At 35.1% G+C, this 12,951-nt stretch carries 10 protein-coding genes and 1 pseudogene; 7 read left to right on the top strand and 4 right to left on the bottom strand.

Annotated features, from left to right (window positions below; genetic code table 11):
- The first annotated feature begins 57 nt into the window (after positions 1-57).
- From EKM05_RS07205 to EKM05_RS07230, 6 genes and pseudogenes are all read left to right on the top strand, one after another.
- Positions 58-543: an acetyl-CoA carboxylase biotin carboxyl carrier protein subunit gene (locus tag EKM05_RS07205; RefSeq protein WP_126460338.1), complete on the top strand. Its 486-nt coding sequence runs from the start codon at positions 58-60 to the stop codon at positions 541-543.
- Between the two features lie 93 nt (positions 544-636).
- The gene (gene accC, locus EKM05_RS07210; RefSeq protein WP_126460343.1) at positions 637-2,079 is read left to right on the top strand and encodes an acetyl-CoA carboxylase biotin carboxylase subunit; all 1,443 of its coding nucleotides are present in this window, start codon (positions 637-639) and stop codon (positions 2,077-2,079) included.
- A gap of 177 nt (positions 2,080-2,256) precedes the next feature.
- Positions 2,257-3,798 carry an acyl-CoA carboxylase subunit beta gene (locus tag EKM05_RS07215; protein ID WP_126554380.1) on the top strand — a complete coding sequence of 514 codons (1,542 nt, stop codon included), beginning with the start codon at positions 2,257-2,259 and terminating at the stop codon, positions 3,796-3,798.
- Between the two features lie 213 nt (positions 3,799-4,011).
- Positions 4,012-4,338: pseudogene (locus EKM05_RS07220) on the top strand (aldo/keto reductase); the annotation flags it as partial.
- A gap of 252 nt (positions 4,339-4,590) precedes the next feature.
- Positions 4,591-6,702, top strand: a complete 2,112-nt coding sequence (locus EKM05_RS07225) for an ATP-binding protein (RefSeq protein ID WP_126554384.1) — start codon at positions 4,591-4,593, stop codon at positions 6,700-6,702.
- Between the two features lie 231 nt (positions 6,703-6,933).
- Positions 6,934-8,286 (top strand): NAD-dependent succinate-semialdehyde dehydrogenase, encoded by a 1,353-nt coding sequence (locus EKM05_RS07230; protein ID WP_126554386.1) that lies wholly within the window; start codon positions 6,934-6,936, stop codon positions 8,284-8,286.
- Between the two features lie 139 nt (positions 8,287-8,425).
- Here EKM05_RS07230 and EKM05_RS07235 read toward each other — a convergent pair whose 3' ends face one another.
- Together EKM05_RS07235 and EKM05_RS07240 are read right to left on the bottom strand one after the other, a co-directional pair.
- Positions 8,426-8,905, bottom strand: coding sequence for a hypothetical protein (locus tag EKM05_RS07235; protein ID WP_126554388.1), 480 nt, complete (start codon positions 8,903-8,905; stop codon positions 8,426-8,428).
- A gap of 199 nt (positions 8,906-9,104) precedes the next feature.
- Positions 9,105-9,413, bottom strand: coding sequence for a hypothetical protein (locus tag EKM05_RS07240; RefSeq protein ID WP_126554389.1), 309 nt, complete (start codon positions 9,411-9,413; stop codon positions 9,105-9,107).
- 608 nt (positions 9,414-10,021) lie between these two features.
- On the opposite strand from EKM05_RS07240, the gene EKM05_RS07245 reads away from it, so the two are divergent.
- Positions 10,022-11,071, top strand: coding sequence for a porin (locus EKM05_RS07245; protein WP_126554390.1), 1,050 nt, complete (start codon positions 10,022-10,024; stop codon positions 11,069-11,071).
- Between the two features lie 455 nt (positions 11,072-11,526).
- Here the strand turns inward: EKM05_RS07245 and EKM05_RS07250 are convergent, their stop codons facing one another.
- Positions 11,527-12,429 carry an N-acetylmuramoyl-L-alanine amidase gene (locus tag EKM05_RS07250; protein WP_126554391.1) on the bottom strand — a complete coding sequence of 301 codons (903 nt, stop codon included), beginning with the start codon at positions 12,427-12,429 and terminating at the stop codon, positions 11,527-11,529.
- 35 nt (positions 12,430-12,464) lie between these two features.
- A complete protein-coding gene (locus EKM05_RS07255; protein ID WP_126460371.1) occupies positions 12,465-12,944 on the bottom strand; it encodes a hypothetical protein in 480 nt (159 codons plus the stop codon).
- Between the last annotated feature and the right edge of the window lie 7 nt (positions 12,945-12,951).

Raw genomic sequence — 12,951 nt, forward strand, 5'->3', positions numbered from 1 at the left:
ATTGGTTTACGAAAACGTTTTCTTTTGCCTATTTTTACGACCATAAAATAAAAGCAAATGAGTATTGGTTATAAAGTTAATGTAAATGACACTTTTCATTTTGATTTAGAAAAGAAAAGTATTTCACAACTGGATGCAGTAAGTGTGGAAACGAATAAGTTTCATGTTTTGCACTCAAACACTCCTTATCAAGCGGAAATCATCACTTCTGATTTTCTTCAAAAAAGCTACACCGTAAAGGTAAACAATAACACCTACACCGTTGCCATTTCAAATCCTTTGGATGTTTTGATTAAGGAAATGGGATTCGAAGTAGGGCTTACCAAACAAGTCAATTTTATCAAAGCACCCATGCCAGGTTTAATTCTCGAAATCAGTGTGGTAGTAGGACAAACCGTCAAAGAGAATGATAACCTTATTATTTTAGGGGCCATGAAAATGGAAAATAGCTTTCTTTCTCCGCGTGATGGCGTTATCAAAACCATATCAGTAATGATGGGCGATGCCGTAGATAAAGGACAGTTGTTAATTGAATTCGAATAAAACACCACTAATTTAAAAGAAAATTTTAAATTATACAACGAAATTGATTGTGAGAGAATTAAAATTAGCGAATCTGCGGTTAAAAAATATAAAATGAAAAAATTATTAGTTGCCAATAGAGGTGAAATCGCCATAAGAGTGATGAAAACCGCACAAAAAATGGGCATTAAAACTGTAGCAGTATATTCTACTGCCGACAGAAATGCACCGCACGTAAAATTTGCTGATGAAGCCGTTTGGATTGGCGAAGCTCCTTCTAATCAATCCTATTTATTGGGAAGTAAAATCATAGAGGTTGCGAAATCATTAAACGTAGATGCAATTCATCCCGGGTACGGATTCCTGAGTGAAAATGCTGATTTTGCCGAAGAAGCAGAGAAAAATAACATCATTTTTATTGGTCCAAAGTCGAAAGCGATCAAAATCATGGGAAGTAAATTAGCGGCGAAAGAGGCTGTTAAGCAATACAACATTCCAATGGTTCCGGGCTTTGACGAAGCCATTACGGATGTCGAAAAAGCGAAAGTGGTTGCCAAAAAAATTGGTTTTCCAATTCTGATTAAAGCCTCTGCAGGTGGTGGCGGAAAAGGAATGCGTGTGGTAGAGAGTGAAGCTGATTTCGAATCTCAAATGGATCGCGCCATCAGTGAAGCGATTTCCGCTTTTGGTGATGGTTCTGTTTTTATCGAAAAATATGTGGGTTCGCCAAGGCATATCGAAATTCAAGTTATGGCAGACAGCCACGGGAATGTGTTGTATTTATTCGAAAGAGAGTGCAGTATCCAGCGTCGTCACCAAAAAGTAATAGAAGAAGCGCCTTCTTCGGTTTTAACACCTGAATTGCGTAAAAAAATGGGAGAAGCTGCTGTTTTGGTAGCTAAATCATGTGATTATTTAGGAGCAGGAACTGTCGAATTTTTATTGGATGAAAATAATAATTTCTACTTTCTTGAAATGAATACTCGTTTGCAGGTAGAACATCCTGTTACGGAATGGATTACAGGAACTGATTTGGTTGAACTTCAAATCAGAGTGGCCAGGGGAGAAGCATTAGCAATAAAACAAGAAGATTTGAAAATAAAAGGGCATGCAATGGAATTACGTGTGTATGCCGAAGATCCGATGAATGATTTCTTGCCGAGTGTGGGGAATTTGGAGGTGTATCAATTGCCAGTTGGCCAGGGTATTCGTGTGGACAATGGTTTTGAACAAGGCATGGACATTCCTATTTATTACGATCCTATGTTAGCCAAATTAATTACGTACGGCGAAACCCGTGAAGAGGCCATTCAAATTATGCTCAAAGCCATTGAAGATTATCATGTGGAAGGCGTACAAACAACGTTGCCTTTTGGGAAATTTGTTTTTGAACACGAGGCATTTCGTTCCGGGAAATTTGACACGCATTTTGTAAAGAACTATTACAATATGGATGTATTGAAAAATCAAATGGAGCAAGAAGCCGAAATCGCTGCTTTGGTGGCGTTGAAACAGTATTTTGAAGATCAAAAAATCGTACGCTTACTAAACTCTTAAAACGTCAGTTCGAGTTGAGCAAAGGTTTTAAACAAAAAACCTTTGGGAAGTATCGAGAACTTTACATTTAACAAGGCTTCTCGATACAATTTTAAACATTAAAGCTATCGCATTACTGTTCAAAACCACTCGAAGTGACGAAATTTTAAAAAACAATAGTATCCAATTAAATAAAGTATGGAATCTAAAATAAAAACATTAAACGATAAAATTGCTGAAGCTCATTTGGGCGGCGGTAAAAAACGTATCGAAAAACAACATTCCAATAAAAAACTATCGGCAAGAGAGCGCGTCAATTATTTGATGGATGAAGGCTCTTTTGAAGAAATCGGGATGTTAGTTACCCATCGAACGTCTGATTTTGGAATGCAAAAAGAACTGTTTTTTGGAGATGGTGTCATTACCGGATACGGAACTATAAACGGTCGATTGGTCTATATTTTTGCGCAGGATTTTACCGTTTTTGGGGGATCATTATCTGAAACTCATGCCGAAAAAATTTGTAAAATTATGGATATGGCAGTCAAAATGGGCGCACCCATGATTGGCCTGAATGATTCTGGTGGGGCACGTATTCAGGAAGGTGTTCGTTCGTTGGGTGGTTATGCTGATATTTTTTATAGAAACGTACAAGCCAGTGGCGTAATTCCGCAAATCTCTGCAATTATGGGTCCCTGCGCTGGTGGAGCGGTATATTCACCAGCCATGACTGATTTTACGATGATGGTTGAAGATACCAGTTATATGTTTGTAACAGGCCCGAATGTCGTGAAAACAGTAACCAATGAAACGGTGACTTCAGAGGAATTGGGAGGGGCAAGCACGCATTCTACGAAATCCGGTGTGGCGCACATTACTTCTGCTAATGATGTGGAATGTCTGGAAGATTTGAAACGCTTGTTGAGTTATTTACCACAAAGCAACAAAGAAAAAGCACACAATTTACGGTATGAACTCAATGATGAGGTTCGTCCCAAATTAGCGACTATTATTCCGGATAATCCCAATAAACCGTACGATATGCACGAGGTAATTAGCGGCATTATTGACGAAGATTCGTTTTATGAAATTCATAAAAACTATGCCGAAAATATCTTGGTGGGTTTTGCTCGATTGGGAGGAAAAAGCATTGGGATTATAGCCAACCAACCGATGATTTTAGCGGGTTGTCTGGATGTGAACAGCTCGAAAAAAGCAGCTCGATTTACTCGTTTTTGTGATTGTTTTAATATTCCGTTATTGGTTGTAGTGGATGTGCCGGGTTTTTTGCCGGGAACGGACCAAGAATGGAATGGAATTATCGTTCACGGAGCGAAATTATTGTACGCTTTAAGCGAAGCGACCGTGCCACGAGTTACGGTAATTACACGTAAAGCCTACGGTGGTGCGTATGATGTGATGAACTCGAAACACATTGGTGCCGACATGAATTTTGCTTGGCCCAGTGCCGAGATAGCTGTAATGGGAGCCAAAGGGGCCTCTGAAATTATTTTCAAGAAAGAAATCAATGAGGCCGAAGATCCTGCAGCTAAACTTTTAGAAAAAGAGGCGGAATATGCGGATTTGTTCGCAAATCCGTATACCGCTGCTCAACGTGGTTTTGTGGATGAGGTAATCTTACCGGAAGACACCAGACGCAAACTGATAAAAGCCTTTAGCATGCTAGAAAATAAAGTTAGTGTTACTCCAGATAGAAAACACGGGAATATTCCGTTGTAGTATTTTTTTAAGAAATGAAAAAACCACCTGATTATTTTAGGTGGTTTTTAGTTTTACATTTAATATCAAAAACTAGTTGGTGTTTTGGGGGATCATTTGACGTTTTAGTATCTTTCAATCGGACTATAAAAATTAAATTAGAATTTGGTTAAAAAAACAACTAGATGAAATAGGACAGATGTGGAAAAAGTGGTTTGTTACTGCCACAAATTTCTTTTTTATTCGAATCGTTTTGATCCGGAAACGCTATTGGAGGAAACCATGATGGCGCTGGATTACGCCGTACGAAGCGGAAAAGCATTGTATGTGGAAATTTCTAATTATACAGCAGCGCAAACTAAGGAAACTACTGAAATACTGAAACAATTGGAGACACCCTGCTTTATTCATCAAGTGAAATATTCCATGTTTGCGTGGCAACCAGAAGCGGGATTATTAGATGTTCTCGAAGACAAAGGAGTGGGTTGTGTTGCTTTTTCTCCTTTGGCACAAATGGCCTTGGCTTGGTTGCTAAAAGAGAACCGAATCACTTCTGTTTTGACAAGGAAAAAAAAACAATCTTTTTTTAATTCTGAAAAAAAATGAAAAGTTGCCATTTAAAAGGGATTTAAGAAAGATTAGAATGCTTTTTTAAAAGTATACCGCTGATAAATAAGGTTTTATTATAAAAAAAATACTTAGTTTGAAGTGGCTTATTTTTTTTACTGATAAAAATGGTTAACTTGCGGCATAGAAAAAAACTGATATGTCTTACAAAAGTAGGCTGTGTTTTAGTTTTATTCGAGTGATTCCATGAAAAGATTGATTAGATTAAATACGTACTATAAACTACTGATGTTGATACTTTCGGCAAGTATTTTCTTTTTTGTAATTTACATCACCTTATATTTTTATACTATTCAGGAAGAACGGAATTTTTATAAAACCACTTACAATCAATACGATAAAGAAGTGAGATCTTTGTTTAGACTCAATTCTAAAACCACTACCGCCACCATTATTGATGTTACCCATTGGGATAATTTGGTTAGTTATACTATAACAAAAGATAAAAAATGGTATGATAAATATATTCTAAGCGAATTTGAAACCTATTCTGCTGATTACATTGGTGTTTATGGTTTAGATCAAAAAATAATAAATAAAACAGCTTCCCCTAAGATTAAAAGCCTTGACTTTATCCCAAAAGAGATGATGACAGTGCTTTATAAATCGAAACTAAAAAAATTCTATATTAAAATTCCAGAAGGAATTGTCGAGGTTTTTGGTGCAACGATTCATCCTTCAATAGATCCCAAAAAGAATAAAACAGCGCCGTCCGGTTACTTTTTTATAGCTAGACTTTTAGATAAGCCTTTTTTGAATTCTTTAGGAAATATAAGCAGTTCAAAAGTTAATTTAGTTCCGGCGCATCGTACGGTTCTTGAAGAAAGTGATTTTGTAATTGTAAGTTTAGATCTGAAAGACTGGAAAGATGACGTTGTGGCTACATTGCTTTTCAAAAGGCCGTTCAATTTGAATTATAAAAATTCAAAAGAAATTCTTTTTATTGTGGTGCTGGTTTCTTTATTGAACATTTTTATTTTTGTGTATTATACAAAACGATGGGTTTATAACCCACTAAAATTAGTCAAAAGTATTCTAGAAACAGGTAATATTAAAGCGATAGCTTCTTTAAGAAAATTCAAAGGAGAGTTTGGGTATATAGGGAATCTTTTTGAAGAGAACAGCAATCAAAGGAGACAATTAGAGATATCCAAACAAAAGGCGGAGGAAAGCGATACCTTAAAATCTTCTTTTTTGGCTAATTTATCGCATGAAATCAGAACTCCTATGAATGCCATAATGGGATTTAGTGATTTGCTAACGGATGCAAATTTGACAGAAAGTGAGAAATTGGAATATTTAAAAATAATAAAAAACAGTGGGAACAACCTGGTTTCAATAATTGAAGATCTTATTGAAATGTCTAAAATTGACGCCAAGCAAATTACACCTAATTATAAAGGATTAGACATTGAAAAATGTATGACAGAGTTGTATGATTCCATCAAAGTTACGATTCCTAAAGATAAAAATATTCAATTTTATATTCTTGAAAATTCAGCTAAAATTACAGAAAATATTCTTACTGATGAAACGAAACTGAAACAGATTATTGTGAATTTAATTACAAATGCGGTAAAATTTACCGATAATGGATTTGTTGCTTTTGGATACACAGTCCACAAAGAAAAAGGAATTTTAGCGTTTACTATTGAAGATTCAGGGATCGGTATGAGTACAAATCATCTGAAAGTAATATTTGATCGTTTCCGAAGAATTGAAGGGGACGGCACTACTGAATTAACGGGATTAGGTCTTGGTTTGTCCATCTCGAAGGCGTATGTAGAGATGCTGGGTGGGGAAATAACAGTGACATCTACAATTGGAGTAGGATCTGTTTTTACATTTTCGTTTCCATTAAAATTTGATCAGACTGAAAAAGACATTGTGTCAAGTAAGACGATATCTTTTTCAGGAAACCAGGAGAATGAAATAATTTTAATTGCTGAAGATGATACTATCAATTTCTTGTTGTTAAAGAAAATTATTGAGTCAAAAAACCATACAGTTTTGCGTGCTTTTAATGGTCAGGAAGCAGTTACTATTTGTACCGAAAATCCGGATATCAGTTTGGTTTTTATGGATATAAAAATGCCTATTTTGAGTGGTTATGAGGCTTTTGAAAAAATAAAGTTAATTAAACCGGGACTTCCGGTCATAGCCCAGACAGCGTATTCATCCGCAGAAGAGAGAGAAAAAATAGTTCAGTGCGGCTTTAATGACTACATTACAAAACCTTTGGACAAGGAAAAAGTCTTTGCGCTATTGGATGTTATTTTTATGGAAATTAATTCCTAGAAATATCTGAGGAGTTCCTCTTGTAACACTTTTTGGTTTTTTATTCTCAACCTCTAATGAAAGGCATAAGCCAAATTCTTTTGTCGGCTTTTTTTGGATTTTTACTAAAGTTTTAAGGAGTGTCTTTGGTTATATACAATTTTCAAGAAGAAATAGTGTCGCTTTTTATACAGTAAGACGATAAATTTCCTGTTTCAAAACTACATTTTCAAAAAAATTAAAACATAAAAAATGATATTTAAATCGATAAATCCATTCTCGCAAGAAATTATCGCTGAACATGAAGTGCTTACGAATGGGGAATTAAATCAAAAACTGCAACTGTCTGAGCGGGCCTTTAAAAAGTGGAGGAATACCACTTTTCAGGAAAGGGTGGATAAAATGAAAAAATTAGCTCACGTTTTAAGAGCAAATAAAGAAAAATTAGGATTGCTTATTACCAATGAAATGGGTAAAATTGTGTCCGAAAGTATTTCTGAAGTCGAAAAATCAGCAGCAAACTGCGATTTTTATGCGGAGCATGCGGAACAAATGTTGAAAGATGAATATTATGATACGTCTTTCAAGAGCCTTTCCGTTTACGATCCTTTGGGAGCTGTTTTTGCCATTATGCCTTGGAACTATCCTTTTTGGCAGGTATTACGCTATGCCGCTCCGGCAATTATGGCGGGGAATGTGACGCTTTTGAAACATGCTCCTAATGTTATAGGTTGTGCCAAAGCTATTGAAAATGCCTTTTTGGAATCGGGTTTTCCTGAAGGTGTTTTTCTGCAAATTACTATTGATATTCCCCAGGTTGAAAGTGTTATTGCTTCAAATATTGTGCAGGGAGTGACTTTGACCGGAAGCGAAAAGGCTGGCTCCTCAGTGGCTTCCTTGACTGGAAAGCACATCAAGAAATCAGTGATGGAATTGGGTGGTTCAGATGCATTTATCGTTTTGAATGATGCTAATCTAGAGAGAGCCGCCAGTATTGCAACACAATCCAGAATGCTCAATGCAGGTCAGGCTTGTATTTGTGCAAAACGTTTTATCGTTACTGAGAAAGTGGCGGATGAATTCTCTGCTCTTTTTGCTCAAAAAATACAGTTGTTGCAGCAAGGGAATCCGCTCCAGCAAGGGATTGATATGGGGCCTTTGGCTCGATTGGACTTAGCGAAGCAATTGTCCCGCCAATTGCATAAAGCATTGGAACAGGGTGCCAAGTTAATTGTGGGCGGGGAGCGGGAAAATTGTAATTTTCAACCCACATTGATTGATTTTGTAACTGTAGATAGTATTGCTTTTCAGGAAGAAACTTTTGGTCCGTTAGCAACAATTATCCGGGCTAAAGATGAAAATGATGCTATTGCCATTGCCAATAATCATCGTTATGGCTTGGCTTCTGCCCTGTGGACTGAAGACCGTGAAAAGGCATACACCTTGGCGAGGAGAATAGAAGCAGGAAATGTATTTGTAAATTCATTAGTGCGTTCTGATTCCAGAGTCCCTTTTGGAGGCATAAAAAAATCAGGCTATGGCAGGGAATTAGGAGCCGTAGGGATCAAAGAATTTATGAATATGAAATCATTGGTTATAGAATAGTTTTGTTCAGCTACTAGTATTCAGTTGGTGTGGATAAAAAAAAGAAAACGAGAACCGGAATTGTAAGTACAAAACCAGTTCTCGTTTTTTTTATTTAGTTTTTTTGTTTCGTAAAACCTTTTTGTCCTAGTTTTTTGGACTAGTAGGTATAGACTGCTGCTTTTATATCGTTAGGTGTATTGGATAGAATAACAATAAATGGATATCCTTTGCGAGCAGCATTCTCTTTTAATCGCTTTTCTCCTCCATGTATAAAGGAGGCATTAGTTTCTCCTTTTGATTTTCCATAAAAACTAGTGATAACCCCGGATTTTTTTAGACCAATTGTCTGAGAGTCTTTTAAGACGATTACTTTTTTATAATCTGATTTTGCAAGGACATTGATTTTTTCCGAAACTAGTTTTGAATCGGCAGCTGATTTTTCATTTAATTGAGCAACGGCATATTGGCTGATTTTTTTTTCTTCACTACTGCCTGGTACTGCAAAATAAACCAGATTATTCTCCATTTTGATGAAGTTTACATCCATTTTTTTGTTGTCATGCGTAATGATTTCGTGAGTTTGTGCAACTAATGCAACATTGAATAAAATTGTGAATAATATAAATAGATTTTTCATGTGTTCAGATATTAAGGGATTGTTTGTTTTTGCTGTTTTGCCAGCTTCTTTGATTTAATTACAGCGCTTTCCTATCAGCTAATAAAAAAAATACTTGCGTATGGCTGTGATTACTATTGATAGCAAATCATATCTCAAGTACGTTGTGGCTATAAATAGGTTTAGCCCCAATTGGTGTATTAGGAAACATATAATAGAATCAAGCAATACACTCCGGAGGTGGAGTTGAATTTTTTAAATGCGACTCTTTTGCTTTGAATAAATCCAAAGCGTTTATTCTGTTTGGAACAATGGAATCGTATGCTAATGCATTTGGGAGGGCTACGGTACCTATGAAAAGCGTTTTTAGTTTATTCTCGAAATTGCTTTCTTCCGTATTATTTTCAGATACTTCGTATAATTCGTATTTCCTATCATTGACAAGAACAGCAACTGCCTCACTAATCCATGTAACGGAAAAAGCAACAAAAAGGACTTGAAGATTTAATTTAATTAGGCTACGAATCATGGTATAAATTTAATACAATTGAATGGGAGTTACCATTAAAATTTTCATAAAAGAAAAAATAGAAAAAACGGTTTTTGTTACTGTTTTAATTTTCATTGAAACTCGTTTCTTAGACTTAAAAAAAAAGGATAATTTTTTGTGTTACACAACGCAAAACTATAAAAAACAAAATTATTTAAATTTTGTATAAAAAATTTAATTTTTTTTTAACTGTCTTTTTTATAGGGGTTGTTGTTATTTACAGTGTTTATTTATTGATAATATTCTATTTTTTTGTACTTTAAATTTATTTTAATCAAAAAAAAGTGGGGTGTGTTGTAAGATTTAATTATTGAATTTTTAAAATACTTTCGTAAAAATATGGAATAATGATTTTTTTTTATTGATTTTTCGTTATTGATAATTCTTTTCTAAACAAGATAAAAAAGTGGGAAATAGTAATTTAAGTGGAGTAAAAGTTAATAAATTCGCTTTAGGATTAGGGAAAAATTCACACCAAAAGCAGCATAAAATAATGTTTTTAGCAATTATTTTAGTTCTGATTTTTTTAAATAGTAACCAAAACCAAATAATTACCAAGCTGTATTATTAATTAAAACACCTTAAAGATGAAAAAAACAGTAACTATCTTAGCAGTATTGCTAACCACAACTTTTATATTTGCACAAGAAAGCTCTGAGGTTCCAGCAACAACTTTTGCAGGATCTGCAGATGCATATTACAAATATGATTTTTCCGGAATAGACAACAGTTTGACAAGTTTTACTAATTCTCATAACTCGTTTGAACTAGGAATGGTTTCTATTGAAGCATCACATAAAAGGGGTAAAGGTTCTGTTTTTGTAGATTTAGGTTTTGGTAACAGAGCCGCTCAGTTTACTTATAATGATACCAATGCAACTTTTATGATTAAGCAATTAAATTTCACATATGAATTTTCAGATAAGTTCAAAGTTACTGCTGGTAGTTTTGGAACTCATCTGGGATATGAATTATTGGATGCTGTCGATAATAAAAACTACAGTATGTCCTATGCCTTTACTTACGGACCCTTTTTTAATACAGGGGTAAAAGCACAATATACTACTGGAAAATTCAGTTTTATGGCGGGAGTTACTAATCCTACAGATTTTAAATCTACTATTGATGCAGGCTCAACTCAAAAAACGTTTATAGGGCAACTTGCGTTTCTGGGCGACACAGGTAGCGCCTTTTTTAATGTAACATCTGGTAGTAGTAATCCAGCTTCTGATGAAAATAAGACGCAGTTTGATTTCGTTGGAACAAAGAAACTTAGTGACGCATTTTCCTTAGGGTTTAATGGTACGTATGCAATGACTGATAACGACTTTGACAGTTCATTGGATGGAGAGTGGTTTGCATTAGTAGGCTATGCAAATGTTGCTATAAAAGAATCTCTAAGTCTGACATACAGATTGGAATATTTAGATGCAAAAGAGGCAGCTCCTGCGCTGGGATTGCTTGCTGGAACTAGTGTTATAGGGAATACATTGTCATTAAACTACAAGGTTGGTAACTTGACTATCATTCCGGAATTCAGACTTGACTCCGCCTCTGAAGCTATTTTTTCAAATAATGATGCTGCTCCAAAAGTCTTGACCGCATTTGCACTGCTCGCTACAACCTATTCATTCTAGTATTTAAAACAATATTTTTTTTGCTGCCAGGATACTCTTTTGTATTTTGGCAGTTTTTTTTGTTTAAAATTTCCTAAAGTACCCGTTGGGTGTAATTAGTTTTTGATGGAAATTTTCGTCAGTTCGAATGATCCCGCTTTTGGGCGGGATTATATCAAGAACTAGAAAATTAGTATTAAAAACGGTTCTCGATACACGTCACTTCAAGTGCGAAGGATATCGAGAAGCTTTGTTCCGTTTTACTCCACAAAAAACACTCGGACTGACATTTTGAACAATTGCATCCAACGAGTGCCAATGTATGACTAAAAACTAATGCCGATTTTGGTTGTACTTCAGTACTCATTAATAATTTCGGCAGTGGTTTGGAGAAATATTAATTATTCAATTTTGGACACAAAAAACGGCTCTTTGAAAATTCAAAAAACCGTTTAGGATTGTTTTAGGGGCTTTTGCTATTGTTGTTTGTAAATAGAATAAATGGTATTTCTTGTTTTCTCATCTAAAACATCAGTAACTTCATCTTGAATATAATGAAGTTTAAAAGCAATAATAGCAGCAGATATGTTTTTAGTGTCATACCCAATAATTCGTAATCCCTGATCGACATTAAAATCAAAAGGAGCTGTTTGTAGAAATTCATCAGGCCAAATTCCAAAACCTTTTTCGGCTAATATTTTCCAGGGAAATAAGGCGCTGGGATCTTTTTTTCTGGTTGGGGCAATATCCGCATGACCTAAAATGTTTTGAGCAGGAATGTTATAATCTTTTTTTAACTTAGTTAGAAGGGCTAATAAGCTATTGATTTGTGATTCTGAAAACACTTCGGATCCGTTATTGTCGAGTTCAATTCCTATAGAAGCTGAATTAATATCCGTATTTTTTCCCCAAGAACCATTTCCGGCATGCCAGGCTCTTAGGTAGTCATTCAGCATTTGCACGACTTTACCATCATCTGAAATTACATAATGGGAACTTACCTGAGTTTCTGTTTTTGTAAATGTATTTATGGTTTGTTGCAATGAATCTTGCGCTGTATGATGAATAATGATGAAATTAGGCTTGCGTAAATTAAAATTGACGGTACCAATCCATTTTGTATTGATTCCATTCTCCAAAAACGTAGATCCCATTTTGAAAATAGTATCCTTATAGGTATGTAATTGCTGCGTGTATAATGTATCTCTGTTTAATTCAACCGGAGGAACAACCGGAAGGGGTTTAGGATCCTTATTAGAAATCGTTTTTTTTAATGTTTTGAGTTTGGTGTCATATACCTTTTCAGTTTTCTTGTATGGATTTGTGGAGCAAGCAGCAATAGCAAGGGCGAAAAATAGGGTATAAAAAATATTTCTCATTAGGATTTGAGTTTTATAATGAAATAAAAAAACGATTATTTCGATTTCTTTTTAGACTTTGATTTTTTTGGATTTTTCTGCTCTTTTTTTAAAATAATGAATTTTTCCTTCTGATCTTCATTTAATAATGCCATTAATTTTCTATCGGTAACTTCAGATAGTGCCTCGATGTTTTTAATTTTATCTTCCTGACTGGTTTCTGCCTTTAGAAGCATTCCTTGAGTTCTGAAGCTTTCAATGAAGATATTAGACATTGCTACCACTTGGAGTTCATCCAGATTAAGTTCCGGTTTTATAGTTTCCATTATTTTAGCAACTGAAACTTCAACAGGAATTTCTTTAGGTTTTTCAGGAGTTCTGGTTTGATCCATTCCGCTATTCATCCTACGATTTCCTCCGTAACCGTTCCCGTTTCCATATCCATTATTATAACCGCCGTTTCCGTATTGTGCTGAAATGGTGTGGACTGATAATAATACAAATGTGATCACTAGTACTGATTGAATTGTTTTCATGTGTAGC

The sequence above is a fragment of the Flavobacterium sp. GSP27 genome, from assembly GCF_003970395.1.
Lineage (GTDB): Bacteria > Bacteroidota > Bacteroidia > Flavobacteriales > Flavobacteriaceae > Flavobacterium.

Bases quoted from the DNA above. Each gene is read 5' to 3' on its own strand.
- EKM05_RS07205 (WP_126460338.1), top strand. From the start codon at position 58: ATGAGTATTGGTTATAAAGTTAATGTAAATGACACTTTTCATTTTGAT.
- accC (WP_126460343.1), top strand. From the start codon at position 637: ATGAAAAAATTATTAGTTGCCAATAGAGGTGAAATCGCCATAAGAGTG.
- EKM05_RS07215 (WP_126554380.1), top strand. From the start codon at position 2,257: ATGGAATCTAAAATAAAAACATTAAACGATAAAATTGCTGAAGCTCAT.
- EKM05_RS07225 (WP_126554384.1), top strand. From the start codon at position 4,591: ATGAAAAGATTGATTAGATTAAATACGTACTATAAACTACTGATGTTG.
- EKM05_RS07230 (WP_126554386.1), top strand. From the start codon at position 6,934: ATGATATTTAAATCGATAAATCCATTCTCGCAAGAAATTATCGCTGAA.
- EKM05_RS07235 (WP_126554388.1), bottom strand. From the start codon at position 8,905: ATGAAAAATCTATTTATATTATTCACAATTTTATTCAATGTTGCATTA.
- EKM05_RS07240 (WP_126554389.1), bottom strand. From the start codon at position 9,413: ATGATTCGTAGCCTAATTAAATTAAATCTTCAAGTCCTTTTTGTTGCT.
- EKM05_RS07245 (WP_126554390.1), top strand. From the start codon at position 10,022: ATGAAAAAAACAGTAACTATCTTAGCAGTATTGCTAACCACAACTTTT.
- EKM05_RS07250 (WP_126554391.1), bottom strand. From the start codon at position 12,429: ATGAGAAATATTTTTTATACCCTATTTTTCGCCCTTGCTATTGCTGCT.
- EKM05_RS07255 (WP_126460371.1), bottom strand. From the start codon at position 12,944: ATGAAAACAATTCAATCAGTACTAGTGATCACATTTGTATTATTATCA.